This is a genomic window from Rhizobium sp. X9, from assembly GCF_018873185.1.
GTDB lineage: Bacteria > Pseudomonadota > Alphaproteobacteria > Rhizobiales > Rhizobiaceae > Agrobacterium > Agrobacterium oryzihabitans.
In genome coordinates this window covers 591,931-612,185 of record NZ_CP071311.1, presented here as the reverse complement: position 1 = coordinate 612,185, position 20,255 = coordinate 591,931, and the positions used below count along the sequence as shown (strand labels likewise).

General features: G+C 60.6%; 22 protein-coding genes. 8 read left to right on the top strand and 14 right to left on the bottom strand.

Annotated elements, in window-relative coordinates; genetic code table 11:
- Positions 1–27: 27 nt before the first annotated feature.
- Entirely contained in the window at positions 28–855 is an 828-nt protein-coding gene (locus JZY08_RS02935; protein WP_137037262.1) for an aldo/keto reductase, read from the top strand.
- A 16-nt stretch (positions 856–871) separates the two neighbouring features.
- Here JZY08_RS02935 and JZY08_RS02930 read toward each other — a convergent pair whose 3' ends face one another.
- From JZY08_RS02930 to JZY08_RS02920, 3 genes are all read right to left on the bottom strand, one after another.
- Positions 872–1,483, bottom strand: a complete 612-nt coding sequence (locus JZY08_RS02930) for a LysE family translocator (protein ID WP_216330951.1) — start codon at positions 1,481–1,483, stop codon at positions 872–874.
- Between the two features lie 261 nt (positions 1,484–1,744).
- Entirely contained in the window at positions 1,745–2,551 is an 807-nt protein-coding gene (locus tag JZY08_RS02925) for an AraC family transcriptional regulator (protein WP_216330950.1), read from the bottom strand.
- A gap of 80 nt (positions 2,552–2,631) precedes the next feature.
- Positions 2,632–3,390: an SDR family oxidoreductase gene (locus JZY08_RS02920; protein WP_216330949.1), complete on the bottom strand. Its 759-nt coding sequence runs from the start codon at positions 3,388–3,390 to the stop codon at positions 2,632–2,634.
- Positions 3,391–3,505: 115 nt separating this feature from the next.
- Between JZY08_RS02920 and JZY08_RS02915 the strand changes: the two genes are divergently transcribed.
- On the top strand, positions 3,506–3,937 hold the full coding sequence (locus JZY08_RS02915) for a helix-turn-helix domain-containing protein (RefSeq protein ID WP_216330948.1): 432 nt from the start codon (positions 3,506–3,508) through the stop codon (positions 3,935–3,937).
- A 72-nt stretch (positions 3,938–4,009) separates the two neighbouring features.
- Here the strand turns inward: JZY08_RS02915 and JZY08_RS02910 are convergent, their stop codons facing one another.
- Positions 4,010–4,405: a hypothetical protein gene (locus JZY08_RS02910; protein ID WP_003494362.1), complete on the bottom strand. Its 396-nt coding sequence runs from the start codon at positions 4,403–4,405 to the stop codon at positions 4,010–4,012.
- A 272-nt stretch (positions 4,406–4,677) separates the two neighbouring features.
- Here JZY08_RS02910 and JZY08_RS02905 point away from each other — a divergent pair, with 272 nt between their 5' ends.
- Both JZY08_RS02905 and JZY08_RS02900 read left to right on the top strand, forming a co-directional pair.
- A complete protein-coding gene (locus JZY08_RS02905) occupies positions 4,678–6,255 on the top strand; it encodes a helicase HerA-like C-terminal domain-containing protein (RefSeq protein WP_216330947.1) in 1,578 nt (525 codons plus the stop codon).
- Positions 6,256–6,831: 576 nt separating this feature from the next.
- The gene (locus JZY08_RS02900; RefSeq protein ID WP_216330946.1) at positions 6,832–8,346 is read left to right on the top strand and encodes an ABC-F family ATP-binding cassette domain-containing protein; all 1,515 of its coding nucleotides are present in this window, start codon (positions 6,832–6,834) and stop codon (positions 8,344–8,346) included.
- A gap of 58 nt (positions 8,347–8,404) precedes the next feature.
- Here JZY08_RS02900 and JZY08_RS02895 read toward each other — a convergent pair whose 3' ends face one another.
- The 4 genes from JZY08_RS02895 to JZY08_RS02880 all read right to left on the bottom strand — a co-directional run bounded on the left by JZY08_RS02895 (position 8,405) and on the right by JZY08_RS02880 (position 10,712).
- On the bottom strand, positions 8,405–9,184 hold the full coding sequence (locus tag JZY08_RS02895; RefSeq protein WP_216330945.1) for a VOC family protein: 780 nt from the start codon (positions 9,182–9,184) through the stop codon (positions 8,405–8,407).
- Between the two features lie 94 nt (positions 9,185–9,278).
- Positions 9,279–9,773: a DUF1579 domain-containing protein gene (locus tag JZY08_RS02890; RefSeq protein ID WP_137037254.1), complete on the bottom strand. Its 495-nt coding sequence runs from the start codon at positions 9,771–9,773 to the stop codon at positions 9,279–9,281.
- Between the two features lie 26 nt (positions 9,774–9,799).
- Positions 9,800–10,528 (bottom strand): thioredoxin family protein, encoded by a 729-nt coding sequence (locus JZY08_RS02885; RefSeq protein ID WP_003494353.1) that lies wholly within the window; start codon positions 10,526–10,528, stop codon positions 9,800–9,802.
- Between the two features lie 25 nt (positions 10,529–10,553).
- Complete coding sequence (locus JZY08_RS02880) at positions 10,554–10,712, bottom strand: hypothetical protein (protein ID WP_164055981.1); 159 nt, start codon at positions 10,710–10,712, stop codon at positions 10,554–10,556.
- Here JZY08_RS02880 and JZY08_RS02875 point away from each other — a divergent pair.
- Positions 10,679–11,125, top strand: a complete 447-nt coding sequence (locus JZY08_RS02875; protein ID WP_082183902.1) for a MarR family winged helix-turn-helix transcriptional regulator — start codon at positions 10,679–10,681, stop codon at positions 11,123–11,125. The genes JZY08_RS02880 and JZY08_RS02875 overlap by 34 nt on opposite strands.
- A gap of 101 nt (positions 11,126–11,226) precedes the next feature.
- Entirely contained in the window at positions 11,227–11,649 is a 423-nt protein-coding gene (locus tag JZY08_RS02870) for a YciI family protein (RefSeq protein ID WP_216330944.1), read from the top strand.
- A 198-nt stretch (positions 11,650–11,847) separates the two neighbouring features.
- Here JZY08_RS02870 and JZY08_RS02865 read toward each other — a convergent pair whose 3' ends face one another.
- The 3 genes from JZY08_RS02865 to JZY08_RS02855 all read right to left on the bottom strand — a co-directional run bounded on the left by JZY08_RS02865 (position 11,848) and on the right by JZY08_RS02855 (position 13,632).
- Positions 11,848–12,609 (bottom strand): RES family NAD+ phosphorylase, encoded by a 762-nt coding sequence (locus JZY08_RS02865; RefSeq protein ID WP_216330943.1) that lies wholly within the window; start codon positions 12,607–12,609, stop codon positions 11,848–11,850.
- Entirely contained in the window at positions 12,569–12,952 is a 384-nt protein-coding gene (locus JZY08_RS02860; RefSeq protein WP_003494347.1) for an MbcA/ParS/Xre antitoxin family protein, read from the bottom strand. The genes JZY08_RS02865 and JZY08_RS02860 overlap by 41 nt, the downstream gene beginning before the upstream one ends.
- A gap of 257 nt (positions 12,953–13,209) precedes the next feature.
- Entirely contained in the window at positions 13,210–13,632 is a 423-nt protein-coding gene (locus JZY08_RS02855; RefSeq protein WP_003511906.1) for an organic hydroperoxide resistance protein, read from the bottom strand.
- 194 nt (positions 13,633–13,826) lie between these two features.
- Between JZY08_RS02855 and JZY08_RS02850 the strand changes: the two genes are divergently transcribed.
- Positions 13,827–14,285 (top strand): MarR family winged helix-turn-helix transcriptional regulator, encoded by a 459-nt coding sequence (locus JZY08_RS02850; RefSeq protein ID WP_003494345.1) that lies wholly within the window; start codon positions 13,827–13,829, stop codon positions 14,283–14,285.
- A 55-nt stretch (positions 14,286–14,340) separates the two neighbouring features.
- On the opposite strand, the gene JZY08_RS02845 is transcribed toward JZY08_RS02850, so the two are convergent.
- Positions 14,341–15,066, bottom strand: coding sequence for a L,D-transpeptidase (locus JZY08_RS02845; protein WP_003494344.1), 726 nt, complete (start codon positions 15,064–15,066; stop codon positions 14,341–14,343).
- A gap of 158 nt (positions 15,067–15,224) precedes the next feature.
- Positions 15,225–16,157 (bottom strand): L,D-transpeptidase, encoded by a 933-nt coding sequence (locus JZY08_RS02840; RefSeq protein ID WP_216330942.1) that lies wholly within the window; start codon positions 16,155–16,157, stop codon positions 15,225–15,227.
- 167 nt (positions 16,158–16,324) lie between these two features.
- Between JZY08_RS02840 and JZY08_RS02835 the strand changes: the two genes are divergently transcribed.
- Positions 16,325–19,039 (top strand): heavy metal translocating P-type ATPase, encoded by a 2,715-nt coding sequence (locus tag JZY08_RS02835; RefSeq protein WP_216330941.1) that lies wholly within the window; start codon positions 16,325–16,327, stop codon positions 19,037–19,039.
- Positions 19,040–19,115: 76 nt separating this feature from the next.
- Here the strand turns inward: JZY08_RS02835 and JZY08_RS02830 are convergent, their stop codons facing one another.
- A complete protein-coding gene (locus JZY08_RS02830) occupies positions 19,116–20,084 on the bottom strand; it encodes a S9 family peptidase (RefSeq protein WP_216330940.1) in 969 nt (322 codons plus the stop codon).
- Positions 20,085–20,255: the final 171 nt, after the last annotated feature.

The following is a 20,255-nucleotide window of genomic DNA, read 5'->3' as shown; positions in this document are numbered from 1 at the left end:
TGTTTTCAGCAAACAGGAGAGACATCCATGTATCACGTCAACGCCAATGGCGCGAATATTCCCGCCCTCGGTTTCGGCACCTTCCGCATTCCGGAAGACGATGTGCGGCGCATTCTGCCGGAGGCGCTGAAACTCGGTTTCCGCCATGTCGACACCGCGCAGATCTACAAGAACGAAGGTGCGGTCGGCGAGGTCATCGCGCAATCAGGCATTTCCCGGCACGATATTTTCCTGACCACCAAGGTCTGGGTGGACCGCTACCGGCACGATGATTTTCTAGCCTCGGTCGATGAAAGCCTGCAGAAATTGAAGACGGATTATGTCGATCTCCTGCTCCTGCACTGGCCGAAAAGCGATGTGCCGCTGGCGGAACGGATCGGTGCGCTGAACGAGGTGCGCAAAGCCGGAAAGGTCCGCAATATCGGCATTTCCAACTTCAACGTGGCGCTGACCGAAGAGGCGGTTAAACTGTCCGACACGCCGCTTGCCACCAACCAGATCGAATACCATCCCTATCTCGACCAGACGAAGGTGATCTCGGCAGCGCGCAAAAACGGGCTTTCGGTCACCGCCTATTATCTGATGGCCGATGGCCGGGTGCCGAACGATCCGGTGCTGAAGGATATCGGCGCAAGGCACGGCAAGACGGCGGCACAGGTGACCCTGCGCTGGGCCGTGCAGCAGCCGGATGTCGTGGCGCTTTCCAAGACCGCGACGGAAAGCCGCCTGAAGGAGAATTTCGACATTTTCGACTTTGCCCTGACCGAAGAAGAGATGCAGGCGATCCACGCGCTTGCCAAACCGAACGGTCGCATCGTCAGCCCCGGCCACCTCGCACCCGATTGGGACGATTGAACGAGCCCGTTCCGTCTCACCGCTGCGTCAAAGCCAGTTTCGCCCCGAGCGCCACGAAAGCGGCGGCGAAACTGCGTCTCAGCCAGGTGAGCACGGCCGGGCGCGCCACCACTTGGCGCCTGACCGAGGCGGCAAAGCAGCCGTAGAGCGCAAACACCAGAAACGTCATGGCCATGAAGATCAGCCCCAGATCGACCATGCGCCATGTCGGAGACACCTCCTCCGGCGCAATGAATTGCGGCAGGAACGCGAAAAAGAAGATCGACAGTTTCGGGTTCAGGAGATTGATCAGGATCGCCTCGCCGATGACCCGTGCCACCCCGCGGTGTTCCTGGCCATCATCGATTTTCAGCGCGCCATCTTCGCGAAGCGTGTTCCATGCCATGTAAAGCAGGTAAGCGACGCCCAGATATTTGATCACGCCGAAAGCCAGCGCGCTGGCATGCAGAATGGCGGCAAGGCCGGTGATGGCGGCCAGCAGATGCGGCACGATGCCAAGCGTACAGCCAAAGGCCGCAATGATGCTCGCTTTCGCCCCCTGGGAGAGACCGGCGGCGAGCGTGTAAACCACGCCGGTTCCGGGAGAGGCCGCGACGACGAGGGATGTGATGAGGAATTCAAGGGTCATGAAAGCTGCAAGTCCTGTGGGATGGAGGACAGGAGCATGACTGTGCCCGGCGCGGGCGTCTTGGATGAAATTGCAGCTGGATACCGCCTAGGCTCCGCATCCAATGGCTGCGATGCCGGCTCCGCCCACTCCCCCTCATTCCTGTGCTTGTCACAGGAATCCAGTCGACGCGCGTCTGCGCTGCGGGCAGGTATCCTTTCAGCCCAAAGACTTGGGCTGAAAGGATACCTGTGACAAGCACAGGAATGAGGGCGATAGCTTCTACGAAACTGCCGCCCTATAGGCCGCCGGCGTGACCCCGAACTGCCGCACGAAAAATCGGTTCAAATGGCTCTGGTCGGAGAAACCGGCGGAAAAGGCGACATCGGCGGGTGGCGCGCCCTTGGCCAACGCATCCCGTGCCAGATGCAGGCGTCGCTGCAAAAGGTAGCTGTGCGGCGTCAGCCCCGTGGCCTTGCTGAAGGATCGCAGGAAGCGGAACTGGCTCATGCCGGCCTCCTGCGCCAGATCGATTAGGCGCAATGGCCGGGCGGGATCGTCATCGATCCTGCTTTTCGCCCGTCTTATGCTATTGGGTGCCGCCGTCTCGCGTGGTGTTGCCACCGTTTCCATTGTACCCACGAGCAGCATCAGCAGGGTCTCGTCGCTGCGAAGGGTGTCACCCCGGCGATCCGTTGCCGTCACGGCTGAAAAAAGCGCGTGGAACCGATCTGCCAGAGGCCTGATGTCAACGGGATAGGAAAATTCGAAAGAGCCGTGATCTTTTTCGCTGATATCGGCAATGGCGTCCCGCACTATATCGATGTCGAGATAGAGCATCCGCCAGGCGCGGCCGCCCTCTCCCAGCGGAATGCCGTCATGGACCTCACCCGGGTTGACGGTGATGACATGGCCCGCTTTCGCCTCCACCATGCCGCGCCCGGAGAGCGACTTCTGCGTGCCGCGCTCCACAAGGCCAATGCCGAACTGATCGTGCATGTGGCGCGGGAAAGCGCGGTCGCTATCCGCCACGACGGCGGCGATGCCGGGCATGGCGGTTTTCGGCATGAGGAATTGGCTGTTGCCCATAAAAGCGTGGCGCTCCCTTTAAAGAGCGCCACATTATCACAGGCCATGCATCACAGGCCATGTGCCCCTGACAGGAACACTTACGGATGCAGATGGTTGATCATGGCGAAGACCTGATCGAAATTGCCGTTCTGGGCAGCAAATCGCAGCGGCTTGCAGCGCTCCACCACAACTTCCTTGTCATCCGGGCGGTTTGTCAGAATATCCATCACTTCGGAAATGAAGGCCTCGAGCGGCATGGCTCTTTCGTCCTTTGCCTGCCCCTCGCCCATCAGCGTCGTCTGCACATAGGGCGGCACGATTTCGATGACATCCACCGGGGTCTCTTTCAACTGCTCACGCAGCGCGACCGAATAAGCATGGATGGCCGATTTGGTGGCGCTGTAGGTGGGGGTCAGCACCATGGGTACGAAGGCGAGGCCGGAGGATACCGTCAGCACCGTGGCCTCAGGCTGTTTTAGGAAATGCGGCAGGAGCGCCGCCGTCAGCCGGATGGGTGCAAGAAGGTTGGTGGCGATGGTTTCCTCTGCCGTCTCCAGATAATCCGGGGCCGCGCCGATATCCTCCGGCCGCATGATGCCGGCATTGTTGATGACGGCATTGAGGGTGGGATGCGCCTTCACGAGATCATCCGCAAAAGCGCGGATGCCATCGGCATCGGTCGCGTCCATGACCACCGAGGCCATGCCGGGATTGGCCGCCGTCACCTCATCCAGCACGGTCTGGCGGCGGCCGGAAATGACCACCTTGTTGCCGCGCTGGTGAAACGCTTCCGCCAGCGCCCGCCCGATGCCGGAGCCGCCACCGGTGATGAGAATGGTGTTGCCTGTCGTTTTCATCGGAAAATCCTTGTCGTGTTGTCGTGCTTGTTGGATGACAGGAAATTAGCTATTCTACTCTCTATTCGTAAGTAGGCACCCGAAAGAATTATACTTACCCAAAGGAGAGTGTAAGATGAAACGGCACGCCGCCGATCCCGTGATCGAGAACAGGCGCAAGGTCCCGCCGCCGACTGAGACTGATCCGGTCATCGAGGCGCTGGTGCAGGACATCATCGCGAAAGTCGCGGACAAATGGACGATGCTGATCCTTGAGGTGCTCGAAGAGAACGGCACCCTGCGCTTCACGCAGATCGGCAGGCTGGTCGGCACCATCAGCCAGAAGATGCTGACGAAAACGCTGAGGCAGATGGAATGCGACGGGCTGGTGCGCCGCACCGTGCACCCCGTCATTCCCCCGCATGTGGATTATGATCTCACGCCACTCGGCAGAACGCTTGGCAGCGCCTTTTGCGGCGTATGGATCTGGGCGGAAACGCACCATGCGGAAATAGAAGAGGCGCGGCGCCTGTTCAACGAACAGCCGCCGCGCCTCGCTATTGAGTAGACGCCGTATGAGCGAATGCATCCCAACTCCTCATTCCTGTGCCTGTCACAGGGGTGAGGAAAGGTTTTTACCTCACGCGAACTGGCTGAGGCCCGGAACCGAAGCGATCACCTGATCGACAACCTCATCGCCCGCATGCTGGCGGGCAACCGCGATGGTTTCCTTGGCAAGGGTGGAAATCTCGCCCATGCCGAGGCCCTGGCTCATCAGCTGCTGGCCGAGACCCATGATGCCGCCGCCGCCAATCGCGCTCATCAGGCCGCCGAGCAGGCCGCCGCCGTTGCCGGCGCCCTCGCCGTTATACTGCGCCACCAGATCGCTGGCACCCGGAATGGCTTCGATCATGCGGGCGATCGGACCGTCTGCCGCCTCGCGCTGGAGAAAACCCAGAATCATGCCAACGGCCTTTTCGGCCAATGCAGGGTCGATACCCGCCTTTGCGGCGATCTGATCCACGACTTCGTTCATTCTTGCCTCCTGTTGAAAAACGACGCCAACATCGAATAACTGACGTTAACGTCAACGTAAAACAATCCCATGCCGCATTCAAGCGGGCGGCGGGCGGGTGCGGCAACTTTCATGAAGCGGTTTTTCTTCATCGCCATCAAGCAGTTGTTGCGCCTTGAAACTGTCCTTATAAGATCATCACAACCAAACTATGAAAAGGCCGCTTTTACAGGCAGCGGCCAAAGCATGCTTGTAACGCTTTAATTCGCGTCAGCCGCAGGAGAAAATGGTCGATGTTGCAGGACGGACAGCTCTATATCGGGACCAGCCGCAATCCGGACGACAGCCTGAACAAGGGCGAATATCTGGAGCTGAAATTCGGCAACCGTCACGGCCTCATCACCGGCGCGACGGGAACGGGCAAGACCGTGACCTTGCAGGTTCTGGCCGAAAGCTTCTCCAAGGCCGGCGTTCCCGTTTTCTGCGCCGATATCAAGGGCGATCTTTCCGGTATCGCCGCTGAAGGCGAGGCGAAAGACTGGGTGCAGAAACGCGCCGAGCAGATCGGCTTTACGGATTTTTCCTATGGCAAGTCGCCGGTGATCTTCTGGGATCTCTACGGTGAAAAAGGCCATCGCGTGCGCGCCACCATCGCCGAAATGGGGCCGCTGCTGCTCGCCCGGCTGATGGATGCATCGGAAGCGCAGGAAGGCGTGCTCAATATCGCCTTCAAGATCGCCGATCAGGGCGGGCTGCCGCTGCTGGACCTCAAGGATCTGCAATCGCTGCTGAACTACATGGGCGAAAACGCAACGGCGCTTTCCAACCAGTTCGGCCTCATCTCCAAGGCCTCGGTCGGCTCGCTGCAACGCGGGCTGCTTGTCCTCGAACAGCAGGGTGCGGCGAATTTCTTCGGCGAACCCGCACTCAAGATAGCCGACATCATGCGCATCGGCACCGATGGGCGTGGCACGGTTTCGGTTCTCGCCGCCGACAAGCTGATGATGAACCCACGTCTTTACGCCACCTTCCTGCTGTGGATGCTCTCGGAACTCTTCGAGGAACTGCCGGAAGTGGGCGACCCGGAAAAGCCGCGTCTGGTGTTCTTTTTCGACGAGGCGCATCTGTTGTTCAACGATGCGCCAAGGGTGCTGGTGGAGCGCGTGGAACAGGTGGTGCGGTTGATCCGCTCCAAGGGCGTCGGCGTTTATTTCGTCACGCAGAACCCGCTTGATGTGCCGGAAACCGTTCTCGCACAGCTGGGCAACCGCGTGCAGCACGCGCTTCGCGCCTATACGCCGCGCGAACAGAAGGCGGTGAGAACGGCGGCAGATACGTTCCGCCAGAACCCGGCTTTCAACACGGCCGACATCATCACCACGCTCGGCACGGGTGAAGCGCTGATTTCCACGCTGCATGACAAGGGCGCGCCTTCCATCGTGGAGCGTACCCTCGTGCGGCCGCCATCGGGCCGTGTCGGGCCGCTCACCGATGCCGAGCGCAAATCGCTGATGGACGTCAGCCCCGTCGCCGGTCAATACGACAAGGATATCGACCGGGAATCAGCCTTCGAAATCCTCAATGCCCGCGCCCAGAAGGCGGCGGAAGCCGAAGCCGCCAAACGCGCGGAAGAGGAAAACACCGCAAACCAGTCCGACAATGCCTCGGGACGCTGGCGCCTGCCGGGCTTCGGCGATGACGAACCCACGCAGGCCTCCACCACCGGCGCCCGCAATGGCGGGGCACGCAAGACGAGCGGCTACCAGCGCGAGACGGTGATCGAGGCGGCGATGAAAAGCGCGGCCCGCTCGGTTGCAACCTCTGTCGGTCGGGCGATCGTGCGGGGGATTTTGGGGAGCTTGAAGCGGTAAAGCGATACGTTTCAGCCGGTCTACCGCAAAGGTCGCACCTGTTGGGGCAGGCTCCATGCTTACAGCGTTTCCGTAAGCTCCTTCCGTCATACCGGCCTTGAGCCGGTATCCAGCCGACACGCGTCTGCGTGGCGGAGAGAGTCTTTTCAGCCAAATGACTTGGGCTGACTGGATTCCGGCTCAAGGCCGGAATGACGGAAGTGGAGGCGTCTGGCGATCAATCGTCGCTGCGCGCCCATACAGCATTCCCTAACCTCCCCCTTTTACAAAACCCATTGCCTCCCAACGCCGCCGCTGTTAAGCATCGATCAGTTCAACCCGTATCAAGAAAGGAGGCTTCGCATGGATATTTCCTGCTTCTGGCGCAACCGCCAGCTCTGCCACCTTTTTGCCCTGCAGACGCGTTTGCAGGGCTGACCGGAACACCAAACACTCTGGTTTGCCCAAAAGGCCGCGCAGGAAGCAGCTTGTCTGCGGTTGCGCATGTTTTCACGACGGATCACCCCGAGCCGAAACCCCGTGCAGCATTTCGCAGCGCACGGTTCGTCGCCGGTCCGTTTTGCCAGAGACGACTTCATGACCCTTATTACGCTTCGAAATCTCGGAATCATTCTGGGCAAGCCGCTTTTTTCCAATCTCAGCCTCACCGTGAATGCGGGAGACCGCATTGGCATCGTGGCCGCGAATGGTTGCGGCAAATCCACACTGCTCAATTGCCTTGCCGGTGAACTGGACGCCACCAATGGCGATATTACCCGGCTGCGCGGGCTGACGCAGTCCATCGTCCATCAGCACCTGCCTTCGGCGCTTCTGGAACAGACGATGCGGGACGCCGTGCTTTCCGCCCTGCCGGCGGAGGCGATCGACAATGAGAGCTGGCGCGCCGATATTATTTTCGACGCCATGATGGTGCCGGAGCCTTATCGTCAGCGCCTTTTGAAAGAGCTGAGCGGCGGCTGGCAGAGGCTTGCCATGCTGGAGCGGGCCTGGATCACCGAGCCGGATGTCCTTTTGCTCGACGAGCCGACCAACCATCTCGATCTCGAAAAAATCAACGTACTGGAAAACTGGCTGGGGCAGCTGCCGCGCGATACGGCGGTCGTCATCGTCAGCCATGACCGCGCCTTCCTCGACAATGTCACGAGAACCACGCTGTTTCTGCGGCCGGAAAATTCGGCGCTCTTCCGCCTGCCCTATAGCCACGCGCGTGCGGCACTCGCCGAGGAGGATGCGGCCGATGAGCGACGCTTCCAGCGCGACATGAAAACTGTGCAGCAATTGCGCCGGCAGGCGGCGAAGCTCAACAATATCGGCATCAATTCCGGCAGCGATCTTCTGACCATCAAGACCAAGCAGTTGCGCCAGCGCGCCGAAAAGCTGGAGGAGAAAGCGCGGCCGGCGCATAGTGAGCGATCGGCCGGCAAAATCCAGCTTTCCAATCGCGGCACCCACGCCAAAGTCCTGATTACGCTGGAAGATATCCCCGTTTCGACACCGGATGGAACAGTGCTGTTTCGCACCGGCCGGCAATTTATCCGCCAGGGCGACCGCATCGTCATTCTCGGCCGCAACGGCGTCGGCAAGACGCGGCTGATCTCGCTTCTGAAAGAAGCGGTGACCGATGCCGAGCAGATACGCGAAGGCATAAAGGCGACGCCATCGCTGGTGGCCGGATATGTCGATCAGTCGCTTGCGGAAATCGACGACGACAGCACAGCCTTTGCACTCATGACGCGCCTTTTCGACATTGGCGACCAGCGGGTGCGCGGCCTGCTTGCGGGTGTCGGCATCGACATGGAAATGCAGAAACGCCGCATCGCAACGCTTTCCGGCGGGCAGAAGGCCCGGCTTGCCATGCTGGCGCTGCGGCTGACGGAACCGAATTTCTACCTGCTGGACGAGCCCACCAACCATCTGGACATTGAAGGGCAGGAAGCGCTGGAGGCGGAGATTACCGGCCATGAAGCCAGCTGCGTCCTCATCTCGCACGACAGAAGTTTCGTGCGGGCGGTCGGGACCCGTTTCTGGCTGATAGACAAGCGGAAGCTGGTGGAAGTCGACGATCCGGAAGCGTTTTTCGCCTCGGCGTAATGGCCCTCGAATGGGCCACCCCCTCCCGCCGGTTTCGCGGCGGGAGGGGTACTAACCGTCATTTCTTCTGCGAAACCAGCGAGAAGAACGCGCCCTGCGGGTCCTGGCAATTGACGATCCAGCTCTCGCCGGGCACTTCCATCGGGCCGTTGACGACCTTGCCGCCGCCGGTGCTGATGCGGGTGACGGCGTCATCGATACCGTCGACATTGAAGTAATAACCCCAATAACAGACGGGTGCCTGCGGCATGCGTTTCATCATGCCGCCAATGGCTTTGCCGTTATGGGCGAAGATGCGATACGGGCCCATTTCGCCCATGTCGAAATCATGGTCCTTGGTCCAGCCGAAGACGTCGCCGTAAAAGGCGGTCGCTCCATCCACATCGCCCGTCATCAGTTCGTACCAGCCGACATGCCCCTGCTTGCTCTGCATGTCCTCGGGAAAACCGCCGCTCTCCATCGGCAGCGGCGTCATGATGCAGATAACCGCACCATAGGGATCGGCCACCACCGCAAACCGGCCGATTTCCGGGATGTCCTGCGGCTGGCGCATGATGGAGCCGCCCTTTTCCTCAAACTGCCTGGCCGAGGCATCGACGTCGTCCACGGAGACATAACCGGTCCAGTTCGGCGGAATGCCCTGCCCTTTATGTTCCTCGGTCAGCTCCATGATGCCGCCCATGCCTTTGCCGTCGGCTTCCAGCACGAGATAGGGCATTTCCGGCGAACCGAAATCCTTGGTCTGCCAGCCGATGGCATGGCCATAGAAGCGGGCGGCCGCTTCCATGTCAGGCGTCATCAATTCGACCCATATGAATTTTCCGTGTGTATCGGACATTTTGTCTCCTCCGGAGATCTTGGTGCGAATTTTTAGCGATCATCCGCCGCGGAATGCGGCGGCGCTTCGGGTTCGGATGAATTCCGGCGGCGCTTTATGCCTTGCGCCGGAATTCCGACGTCATGAAGGTTTTGAAGGTGCCATCCGGCTGCTTGACGCTGCCGGAAAAGCTGCGGTGGTTGTCGTCATGCAGCACCAGTACATCGTGATAGGTGTCGATGCGGCCGGAACCGTCAAAGGCAGGCCCTTCCGCTTCCAGCGTCAGGGTCTTGCCGTCATCTTCCAGCCAGCCTTTGTAGACCCAGAGATTGGTCATCATCGACCCCACCCAGGTGCCGACGAAATTGCCCTTGGCCGGGTCGAAACCCACCGTAATGACGGCCGTCATCTCCGTTCCGTCAGGCATCTTGCCGGTGCCGTCGCCAATGATCCACAGCCCGCCAATGGAGCGGACGGTCTCGTTGAATTGCTGGTTCGGATCATCAGGATCATATCCCTCATGGCCGGAACTGGAGGTCATGACCCAGTCTCCGACAATCCTCTTCAGGAATTCATGTTCCTTCTGCGGTTTGGCGATTTCCATTTCCATCTTGTGTCCTCCTCGTCTGTCTGTTTTCAGTGGCAGCAGGATGCGGCTTTCGGCTCGTCCTCATATTGATCGTGCCGACGCACCCAATCCATTACCCCGTCTTCGTTACGGCCTTTTGGCACCAGATCGAGCAGCATCAGCGTGCCGAGCGCCTGTTCCATGCCTCGGGCATAGGCGGAATAGGTATGGTAGATTTTGCCGTCCTCGCCCTTGGCGAAAACACTGACACCGTGCAGGTCCTTCAGGTCGCCCATAGGCTCAATTTCACGGTAATTATAGGTGATAGCCCCGCTCTCGATATCCTCATCGCGGAAGGAGGCCTGATAATCATAGTTGAAGTCGCTGCCGTCAGCCGAAACCCACGGAAACTTCCAGCCCATGCGATGTCTGTAGCCTTCAATCTTCTCGAGCGGCGCGCGGGAGACCGCGACGAAGGCCGCATCGCCGTGCTTCAGGTGAACCATCGCACCGTCGACATGGTCGGCGAAAAAGGAACAGCCGGTGCATCCCTCCTCCCAGTCGGGCGCCAGCATGAAGTGATAGACGATGAGCTGGCTGCAGGTGCCAAAGAGTTCCTTCAGCGATTTCGGGCCGGAAGGTGCATCGAAGATATACTCCTTCGTCACCTCTTCCCAGGGCAATGCGCGCCGCGCTTCGTTCAGCCTGTCACGGGCGCGGGTCAGTTCCTTTTCCTTCACCAGCAGGTCGCGGCGGGCCGCAATCCACTCCTCATTCGAAACAACGGGATGAGACATGATCTTTCCTCCTTGGATCCGTCTTTCACCACGGCACCACTCCGCTCCCACGCAGCGCGCCGCCTATTTCTGCATTGAAAGTCAATAAAACCATCAGCGGGGCATCAAGTTCCGCTTGACTAATTAGGTTGATATCAACATATTTATCCCATGTCAAACGCCAGCGTAATTCCTTTTTCAGCAACTCTTTTCGTGCGGGACGCCTGTCTCTGCCTGCATGCGCAGCGTGCGGCACGGGCGCTTGCGCGGCTGTTCGACAACGCGCTGAAGCCTGTCGGCATCAACAATGGCCAGTTTTCGCTGCTGATGTCGCTCAACCGGCCGGAACCGCCGCCGATGGGGCCGGTCGCCAACCTTCTGGCTATGGACCGCACGACGCTGACGGCGGCGCTGAAGCCGCTGGAGCGGCGCGGGCTGGTCAGCATCGAGCAGGACCCCAGGGACAGGCGCGGCAAGCGCCTGCGGCTGACGGCCGATGGCATGGCCGTGCTCGCCGCCGCCTTCCCCATCTGGGAACAGACCCATGCCGAAATCGAAGCCCGCATCGGCAGCGGCGACCCCGACCGGCTGCGCCGCGATCTCATCGACCTCGGCTGACACGAAGGCGGCATATCGCCACTTTTGTCGCCGAAAATGTCATCGGGCCGTCGCGACGAACGGCGAAACTATCGGGAAGACGCAACCAAGGAGGAAAGACAATGCGTGTCATCGTTTTTGTAAAGGCAACCAAAAGCAGCGAAGATGGCGTCATGCCGACGACCGAGCTGATGGAGGAAATGGGAAAATTCAACGAGGAACTGGTCAATGCCGGCATCATGCTTTCCGGCGACGGCCTGCACCCCTCCTCGAAGGGCAAAAGGATCGTTTTTGATGGCGACAGCCGGAGCGTGATCGACGGCCCCTTCCCGCACACCAACGAACTGGTTGCCGGCTTCTGGCTCTGGCAGGTGAAGGACATGGACGAGGCGGTGGAATGGGTGAAACGCTGCCCGAACCCGATGCTGGAAAAGAGCGAGATCGAAATCCGCCCGATGTTCGAAATGGAAGATTTCGGCGATGCGGTGACACCGGAAATCGCTGCGCATGTGGAGGAGTTGCGTGCGCGTGTGGCGAAGCAGTAAGGCCGCCAAGGCTTCCAAATAAAACGAGCGGACGCGGCTTTTCGCCTTCTCCCCGAGGGGGAGAAGGTCGCGGCAGCGGGATGAGGGGGCAAGCTCTCGGCATATCGCTGCCGTTGCCCCCTCATCCGACCCTTCGGGCCACCTTCTCCCCGGCGGGGAGAAGAAACAGGCGGAGACGTCCTGCCTAACAGACGAGAATCAACCCAACAGACCCGCCAGACGCGGATCACCGGCAAAATCCGAAACTGAAAAACCCGTTCTGCGCATCGGAAATTCGCAGAGCGCCTGCACCCCTGTTTTGGACAGGTGAATGCGCCAGCTCATCCGTTCCACCGGCGCTTTTGCGGCGAAGGCCCTGAGCGACAGGATCGCGATGTTGAGGCCGCCTGCGGGATCGCGCACCGAGCGGTAAAGTATGGCCTCGATCTTTGCCAGCCGCGCCTGCTCGGCAAGCGCCTGGCAGGGTTCGTAATTCTGCAGGTCGGTCCAGTGCGCTTCGTCCCGGCTCAGTTTCGGCTTCGTCAGATCAAGCGCCGCATCAGTCGCGACACGGGCGGCAAAGGCGGAATAGTCGGCGGGATTGGCGGGTAACGGCGTGCCGGGGGATTCCGCATAGAACAGCAGCCGGTAGAAGGCCATTTCCGCCAGTGCCGTTTCCACCCTGGCGGCGGCGTAATAAACGCCTTCGGTAAACCCTGCCCGGCGGAAACGCGAGCCGTGCGGATAGGCAGCGCCATAACGGAAGGGGGTGGCGAGAAGATAGTCGAAACCGGCACATTCCGGTGGAAACGGCCTCTTGCTCGCCTCCAGAATATCTTCCAGCAGCGACTGCTCCTCCACCGTGTCCACCAGCTTCATGGTGGAAACCTGATGCTGCGCCTCCACCAGCCGCCAGTATTTTCCCGATGCGGTGCGTTTTTCAGACAGGAGCGCGTCGGGCGTCCAGATAGGAGAGGACATCGATCAATCCGGTAATGGTGGTGAGTCTGTCGGCAGGCACGGCATCAAGCGCCGTATTGTGATTGCGCAGCCAGTTTTTCGCGACCGCCTCATCGCCGCCGGCGATGGCGTCCAGCGAACGAAACACCCGGATCAGCAGCACCGCAAGCTCGAAGGACTTTGCGCCCGGCTCCAGCAGGAAATCGAGCCGTTTCATGCGCGACACCGTGGGCGCGGAAACGCCGAGAATATCCGCCGTGCGGGCGGCGTTCAGGCCCAGCCGCTCGGCAGCGGCGATGACGGCCTTGGTAACGACCCTGCCCTGCGATGCAGGATCACTGGCGGTCTTGGCGTGAATATTCATGGCACAAATCCTTTCCTCAGAAAGAATATAGCATGCTTCTTTCTGAAAACAAGAAGGCCGGGATGAACCCGGCCCACGCGTTGCCGACGGAGGCGCGAAATCTCGCCTCTGTCATCCTCGGGCTTGACCCGAGGATCCATACCCACCGAGACCGATGGATCCTCGGGTCAAGCCCGAGGATGACGTCGCGGGTGCTGCGAGTTTCGCTCCTCATCCGCAGCCGGAATCACCCGGCCCCGGATTTCAAGCCTGACAAATCAGGCTACCGAAACGGGCACTTCCGTGGAGGTGCGCATGGCGTGGCTGTAGGGGCAGACGATATGGGCGGCGGCAACCAGTTCCTCTGCCTTTTCGCGCTCCAGACCGGGAATGTTGACCTTCAGCGACACTTCGATGCCGAAGCCGGTGCCGTCTTCGCGCGGGCCGATGCCGACAGTTGCCGTCACAGTCGTGTCTTCAGGAATCTTTACCTTCTGCTTGCCAGCGACAGCCTTCAAGGCGCCGAGGAAGCAGGCCGAATAACCGGCAGCAAAAAGCTGCTCCGGATTGGTGCCACGGGCGCCATCGCCGCCCAGTTCCTTCGGAACAGTCAGCGTGACGTCGAGAACGCCGTCTTCCGACTTGGCGTTGCCGGCGCGGCCACCGGTGGCGGATGCTTTGGTCGTGTAGAGAATAGGCATGGCATTTACTCCCTTCGGGTTGGTGTTGAAGCTCTTATAGCGAACAATTAAATTGTGCGCAATATAATTTTGCACATTGAATGCGAAATTGTTTTTTGCGATAATTTTCACGAAATTTCGTCGCGCATCCATGCGGCAGGAACCGAAAGCCGGGGCCGATTGTTCCCTTCCCGGTTGATTTTTGGAGCAAAACAATGGGCGTAGAGGGCGATAACACCAAGATGGAAAGCCTGTTGAGGCTGGACCAGCAGATATGCTTTGCCCTTTATGGCGCGGCACATGCCTTCACGCGGGCCTATAAACCGCTGCTAGACCCGATCGGGCTGACCTATCCGCAATATCTGGTCATGATGGCGCTTTGGGAAAAAGAGACCTCCACCGTCAAGGCGCTCGGCGAAATGCTGGGGCTTGATTCGGGCACGCTTTCGCCGCTGCTGAAGAGGCTGGAACATGCAGGGCTGATTACCCGCAAACGCGGCACGGTGGATGAGCGGCAGGTGCTGGTGGCCCTGACGACGAAGGGCGCCGACCTCAAAAAAGAGGGCGTGAAGATCATGGCGGCCATTGGCGGCGCCACCGGTTGCGGGCTGGAGGAGCTGGCGCAGCTGCGGGATCGGGTGAATGCGCTGAAGGATAGCCTGGCGCGACCATAATCCCCAAAAAACAAAGGCGGCACATGGCCGCCTTTTTATGCGATTGAGTATCGGCTTACTGCCAGACCACCACACGCGCCTTCTGCGGCACGCGGTCGTAAAGGTCGATGACATCCTGGTTCATCAGGCGCACGCAACCCGAAGAGACGGCCTTGCCGATGGAGTTCCATTCCGGCGAACCGTGCAGACGGTAAAGCGTGTCCTTGCCGTTCTGGAAGATATAGAGGGCGCGCGCGCCGAGCGGGTTCTTCAGGCCCGGCGGCATGCCGCCATTCTTGGACGAATATTTGACCAGTTCCGGCTGGCGGGCGACCATTTCATCCGGCGGGGTCCATTTCGGCCATTTCTGACGCCACTGGATGACGCCTTCACCCGACCAGGCGAAACCGTCGCGGCCGATGCCGACGCCGTAGCGCATGGCGCTGCCGCCCTGCTCCACGACATAGAGGAAGCGCGAGCGCGTATCCACAACGACGGTGCCGGGGCGCTCGCCGGTCGGGTCGACGACCCGCTGGCGATAATAACGCCGGTCGATTTTCTGATAGGGTACGGCTGGAATGACGTAACCGCCATCCTCGACGGAGCCGTACATGACGGCCAGTTCCGCATCGCTGACGCCCGGCGAGAACATCTGGCGGAAATCGCTGCCGATGGCGCTTGCCTGCTGGCGGATGGCGTCTCCCGTGCCCGACGAGGCGCAGCCTGCCAGAAGCGAAGCGGAGGAAATGCCGAGAAGGGAGAGAAAGGTACGTCTGGAAAGATCTGTGTCGGTGCTCGTCATAAGTCCGGTTTGTCCCACATTGCGAACGGCTATATCGCCGTTGTACGTCGTTTGTTCCACGTCTCAGGCGTATTGCGAAAATAGTTAACCGACCGCTAAAAGCCAGTCACAAGGCGTTTGAGCGACGGCGCGGCACAGCGCTTTCTTTCAGAACGTGGTCAGATAACCACAATCTGCGCGCCCTGCGGCACGCGCTCATAGAGGTCGATCACGTCCTGATTGAGCATGCGCACGCAGCCGGACGAGGTCGCCTTGCCGACGGACTGCCAGTCAGGCGTGCCGTGTACGCGGTAAAGCGTGTCCTTGCCGTCCTTGAAAATATAAAGCGCACGGGCGCCAAGCGGATTGTTGAGACCCGGCGTCATGCCGCCATTGGCGGCGGAAATGGAAGTGAGTTCCGGCTGGCGCTTCACCATTTCGTCGGGCGGTGTCCAGCGCGGCCACTTCGCCTTCCACTGGATTTTGCCGCGGCCCGACCAGGCGTAACCGTCACGTCCAAGGCCGACACCGTAACGGATGGCCTTGCCGCCGGATTGCACCAGGTAAAGAAAATGCTGTTTCGTATCGACGATGATGGTGCCCGGCGCTTCCGCCGTCTGGTAACTCACCTCTTGCCTCAAATAGCGCGGATCGATGCGGCCATAGGGAATGGCCGGCAAGGAACGGTCATCATCGCGGATCGGCCCATACATCACGCGGTGCAGCGGGTTGGAGACCGGCAGGCCATAGGTCGCCATCCGGTCGGGTGCGAGCGGCGCGCCCTGGCTCCCGGCCCGCGGCGCGTTCATACCTTGCACCTGCGGTGCGTTAAGGCCCTGCCCGCGCACCGGCGGGCCATATTCCTGATGGAAGCGGGTTCTGAACAGGTCCGGCGGGCGCGTGGAAAGCTGGCCCGGCTGCGGCGGCAGTTCCGGCTGGCGATTGGAGCTTACGGAATTGAAATTGAAGACGGGCGCCGTTTCCTGCACGAAGACGTCCGGGTTCATCCGGCTCGTATCCGTCACGAAAAGGCAGCCGCTCAACAGGGGCAGAGCCGCAAGGCCCGCCAGAGAGGCCGCCCGGCGGCAGTTTTTCAATAGGAGTGCTGTCATCTGAACCGCTTCATGGAACCAACTGTGGCGGCATGATGCACCGCGCGGCTGGCGCGAGGCTGGTGTGAGCCTTTCAAAAAAAATCGAGAAAATGCATTTTTGCTCTTGAACCTCTAGTTGCTAGAGGTGCCAGATTGGCTGTCGGATAGAATTCAGGAGCGGAAATCATGAATATTTCGACACGCGGCAATCTGAACGGGCAATCGGAGGATCTGACCTTTACGGTCGGTGGCATGGACTGCGGCAGCTGCGCGGCAAAGATCGAGACCGCGCTTTCCCGCCTGCCCGGCGTTGCCGACGTGAAGGTGTCCGTTGCCCGCGAAAGGCTGAACCTGTCGCTGGCCGACAACAAGACCTCGGTCGAAAAAATCGAGGACACGCTCCGCAAGCTCGGTTTCAAACCCGCTCTGCTGCCGCAGGACAAGGCTCCCCGCGAAAAGGCCGCGGCGGAACATCATGAGCACGCCCACGATCATGGGAATGATCACGACCATTCATCGTGCGGCGGTCACCACCCTGCCGAGGCAGCACCCAGCGTCGAGCAGAACAATGCCCTGATCTTTTCGGTTGGCGGCATGGATTGCGGCAGCTGTGCAGCCAAGATCGAAACCGCGCTTTCGCGCCTGCCCGGCGTTGCCGATGTCAAAGTGTCCGTTGCACGCGAAAGGCTGAATCTCTCTCTCGCCGAGAGCAAAACACCGGTCGAAAAAATCGAGGACACGCTGCGCAAGCTCGGTTTCAAGCCCGCCCTGCTGCCGCAGGAAAAGTCCGCGCGCGAAAAAGTCGACGATCACGGGCATGACCACGGGTCCTGCAGCGGCCATGATCACAATCATGATCACTCGGGCCATGATCACTCGGGCCATGATCATTCAGCACACGATCATTCGGACCACGACCACGCCAATTGCGGCGGCCACGACCATGATCACGCCGGTCATTCGCATGACAAGGCGCAGACGGCGACGGCAACCCAGAGCGCTGAAGTCGGCCACGCCCACGGCGCGGATGAAAAAGGCGTCTGGTGGCGCACCGCAAAGGCCCGCAACACCTTCACCGGCACCCTGCTTGTGGCGGTCGCCTATGCGGCGGAACTCAGCTTCCCGTCATGGGGCAGCTACGCCTTCATCATCGCAACGCTGGTCACGCTGTTCCCCATTGCACGCAACGCCTTCAACGCTGCGCGTTTCGGCGCGATCTTCACCATCGAGATGCTGATGACCATCGCCGCCATAGGCGCGATCTTCATCGGCGAGGCGGAAGAGGCGGCCATCGTCGTGCTCCTGTTCTCCGTCGGTGAATTGCTGGAAGGCTTTGCGGCCGCTCGCGCCCGTTCGGGCATCAAGGCCCTCGGTTCGCTGCTGCCGAAAACGGCACTGGTGGAGGAAAACGGCGCGTTGCGTCAGGTCGCCGCCGATCAGGTGCGCATCGGCCAGGTGGTCGTCGCGCGCCCGGGCGACCGTATCGCCGCCGATGGCGTGGTGATGGAAGGTGAATCGAGCGTCGATGAATCGCCGATGACCGGCGAGAGCATTCCGGTCGCCAAGGAAAAGGGCGCGCGCGTCTTTGCCGGTTCGATCAACCATGACGGTTCGCTGCGCATTCGCGTCGACCGCGCACCGGAAGACAACACCATTGCCCGCATCATCACGCTTGTCGAGGAAGCGCAGGATGCGCGCGCGCCCACCGAGCGCTTCATCCAGAACTTCTCACGTTATTACATGCCGCTGATCGTCGCGATCTCCGTGCTCACCATCATCGTGCCGCCGCTTGCCGGCCTTGGTGACTGGGACACCTGGATCTATCGCGGTCTCGCCTTGCTTCTGATCGGCTGCCCCTGCGCGCTCGTCATCTCCGTTCCCGCGGCCATCGCCTCCAGCCTTTCGGCTGCGGCACGCCACGGCATGCTGGTGAAGGGCGGCGCAGTTATCGAGATGCTGGCACGCACCGAAACCGTCGCCTTCGACAAGACGGGCACGTTGACGCTCGGCGAACCTGTGGTGACGGATGTTGTGGCGCTTGACGGCGACGAGAACACGCTGATTGCGCAAGCCGCAACCATCGAGCATGAATCGAGCCATCCGCTGGCGCGGGCCATCGTCAACCATGCCGAAAAGGCCGGCGTGAAGCCTCTGCCCGGCTCCAACATCAAGGCGATTTCCGGTCGCGGCATGCAGGGCACTGTCGGCGGAAAGGACCTGTTCATCGGCGCGCCGCGCTTTGCAACCGAAGTCGGCACCCTCTCGAAGGAACTGGCCGATCGCATTTCCGCACTGGAAAGCGAAGGCAAGACCGTGGCTGTCGTGATGGCTGGCGGAACCGCAAGCGGCCTCTTCGCCATGCGCGACGAACCGCGCAAGGATGCGGCTGAAGGTGTCAAGGCGCTGAAGGACATGGGCATTTCCTCGCTGATGCTGTCGGGTGACAATGCCCGCACGGCGCGTGCCATCGGCAACAAGCTCGGCCTTGAAGCGCGCGGCGAACTCCTGCCGCAGAACAAGGTCGAGGAAATCCGCAAGCTGGCGGCCCAAAAGACCGTGGTGATGGTGGGTGACGGCATCAACGATGCGCCGGCGCTTGCCGCCGCCAGCGTCGGTGTCGCCATCGGCTCGGGCACGGATGTGGCGATGGAAGCGGCGGATGCGGCGCTGATGCGCAACAATGTCGGCGACGCCGCCCGCCTCATCGGCCTTTCGCGCGCCACGATGGCGAATATCCGCCAGAACGTGACGATTGCGCTTGGTCTGAAGGCAGTGTTTCTGGTGACGACCGTTACCGGCCTCTCCGGCCTGTGGCTTGCGGTCTTTGCCGATACCGGCGCGACGGTTCTCGTCACCGCCAATGCCATGCGGCTGCTGGGCTACTTCAAGAAGAGCGCCTGACAAGCTAGCGTTTGGAGTGCGGGGGCGTTTTGCGACGTCCCCTGCTTCCGTCATACCCTTCCAGCCAGATTTCTTTTCAAGCGAATTCGTTGAAGAACCTGATGCTTTCCGCCACTGCGCCCGGGACTACGCCATTGTGGGTTCCGGGCAGCAGTTTTTTATCGACCTTGAAACCCGATGACAAAGCGCGATCGACGAAAAGCTGGTGGTCGGCATCGAATGGCCGCTCTTCGTCACCACGCAGCAGCAGTGCCGGACATTTGAGGCTGGGGCCGAAGCACACCGAGGAGCGCATGATGAATTCGCGCTCGTCGGTTTCGTCAAAACAGATCTCGTCCGAATAGCGGTTGAAATAGCGCCATGAATTGACGCCCGCAGACATGGGCGCGGCCGCGCGAAACTTTCGGCTCATGGCGGCGAGCAGTGTCAACGTGCCGCCATTGGAATGGCCGGCGATGAAGAACCGCTTTTTGTCGATGCCCGGCAGGTTTTCCAGATAGGTCGCCGCCGCCAGCGCATCCGCCGTTTCGTCATAGAAACCGGAATAATTGCCGTTCTGGCCGTTCTCACCCCGGAAAGAAGGCAGAAGCACCACGAAACCGGCCTCCCAATAGGGCTTCATCAGCGCCCAGTGACCGTCACCCGTGGCGTTGCCGCCGTGCAGGAATAGCACGGCCGGCCTTTCCACCTTCGACGGCTGATAGTGGGAGAGCCAGGCAACCAGCTCGATCGAGCCATCCGGCCCGCCACGATAGGTCACCCGTTCGGCACCCGGCGGCGTTCCAAGGGCAGCGGATTTTTCCGGTGCGGGCATCTTGCGCAGCAGATGGGTGTGGAACCGTCGGCGGGCATCCGCATAGTCCTGTCTTTCGAGCGGCAGGATTTCGGGGGCGGAAAAGCCCGCCGCCCTTGCGCCTGGCGGCAAAACCGCTGCGACTGAGGCGCCCATCGCGCCGACAAGCAGGCCGCGCCGCGTCAGGCTCGGGCAGATCACGCCGCTTTCTTCCTGTCCGAAGGGTGAGGAAAGAAAGCGTTTTTCTGCCATATGTGCACCTGAGGGCGGGAATGAGAATATTAGCAGTTCAGCACTGCGGCGACAGACTGTCCAATCACGGATTCGCGAATGACAACAATGTATTCGCAGGCATCGTGGCAATTTATGGACAAAACATCCCCTCATTCCAGTGCCTGTCACAGGAATCCAGTCGGCGCGGCG

Excerpts from the sequence above, each read along its gene's own strand:
- JZY08_RS02935 (WP_137037262.1), top strand. The coding sequence starts at position 28 with ATGTATCACGTCAACGCCAATGGCGCGAATATTCCCGCCCTCGGTTTC.
- JZY08_RS02930 (WP_216330951.1), bottom strand. The coding sequence starts at position 1,483 with ATGACCCTTGAATTCCTCATCACATCCCTCGTCGTCGCGGCCTCTCCC.
- JZY08_RS02925 (WP_216330950.1), bottom strand. The coding sequence starts at position 2,551 with ATGGGCAACAGCCAATTCCTCATGCCGAAAACCGCCATGCCCGGCATC.
- JZY08_RS02920 (WP_216330949.1), bottom strand. The coding sequence starts at position 3,390 with ATGAAAACGACAGGCAACACCATTCTCATCACCGGTGGCGGCTCCGGC.
- JZY08_RS02915 (WP_216330948.1), top strand. The coding sequence starts at position 3,506 with ATGAAACGGCACGCCGCCGATCCCGTGATCGAGAACAGGCGCAAGGTC.
- JZY08_RS02910 (WP_003494362.1), bottom strand. The coding sequence starts at position 4,405 with ATGAACGAAGTCGTGGATCAGATCGCCGCAAAGGCGGGTATCGACCCT.
- JZY08_RS02905 (WP_216330947.1), top strand. The coding sequence starts at position 4,678 with ATGTTGCAGGACGGACAGCTCTATATCGGGACCAGCCGCAATCCGGAC.
- JZY08_RS02900 (WP_216330946.1), top strand. The coding sequence starts at position 6,832 with ATGACCCTTATTACGCTTCGAAATCTCGGAATCATTCTGGGCAAGCCG.
- JZY08_RS02895 (WP_216330945.1), bottom strand. The coding sequence starts at position 9,184 with ATGTCCGATACACACGGAAAATTCATATGGGTCGAATTGATGACGCCT.
- JZY08_RS02890 (WP_137037254.1), bottom strand. The coding sequence starts at position 9,773 with ATGGAAATGGAAATCGCCAAACCGCAGAAGGAACATGAATTCCTGAAG.
- JZY08_RS02885 (WP_003494353.1), bottom strand. The coding sequence starts at position 10,528 with ATGTCTCATCCCGTTGTTTCGAATGAGGAGTGGATTGCGGCCCGCCGC.
- JZY08_RS02875 (WP_082183902.1), top strand. The coding sequence starts at position 10,679 with ATGTCAAACGCCAGCGTAATTCCTTTTTCAGCAACTCTTTTCGTGCGG.
- JZY08_RS02870 (WP_216330944.1), top strand. The coding sequence starts at position 11,227 with ATGCGTGTCATCGTTTTTGTAAAGGCAACCAAAAGCAGCGAAGATGGC.
- JZY08_RS02865 (WP_216330943.1), bottom strand. The coding sequence starts at position 12,609 with ATGTCCTCTCCTATCTGGACGCCCGACGCGCTCCTGTCTGAAAAACGC.
- JZY08_RS02860 (WP_003494347.1), bottom strand. The coding sequence starts at position 12,952 with ATGAATATTCACGCCAAGACCGCCAGTGATCCTGCATCGCAGGGCAGG.
- JZY08_RS02855 (WP_003511906.1), bottom strand. The coding sequence starts at position 13,632 with ATGCCTATTCTCTACACGACCAAAGCATCCGCCACCGGTGGCCGCGCC.
- JZY08_RS02850 (WP_003494345.1), top strand. The coding sequence starts at position 13,827 with ATGGGCGTAGAGGGCGATAACACCAAGATGGAAAGCCTGTTGAGGCTG.
- JZY08_RS02845 (WP_003494344.1), bottom strand. The coding sequence starts at position 15,066 with ATGACGAGCACCGACACAGATCTTTCCAGACGTACCTTTCTCTCCCTT.
- JZY08_RS02840 (WP_216330942.1), bottom strand. The coding sequence starts at position 16,157 with ATGACAGCACTCCTATTGAAAAACTGCCGCCGGGCGGCCTCTCTGGCG.
- JZY08_RS02835 (WP_216330941.1), top strand. The coding sequence starts at position 16,325 with ATGAATATTTCGACACGCGGCAATCTGAACGGGCAATCGGAGGATCTG.
- JZY08_RS02830 (WP_216330940.1), bottom strand. The coding sequence starts at position 20,084 with ATGGCAGAAAAACGCTTTCTTTCCTCACCCTTCGGACAGGAAGAAAGC.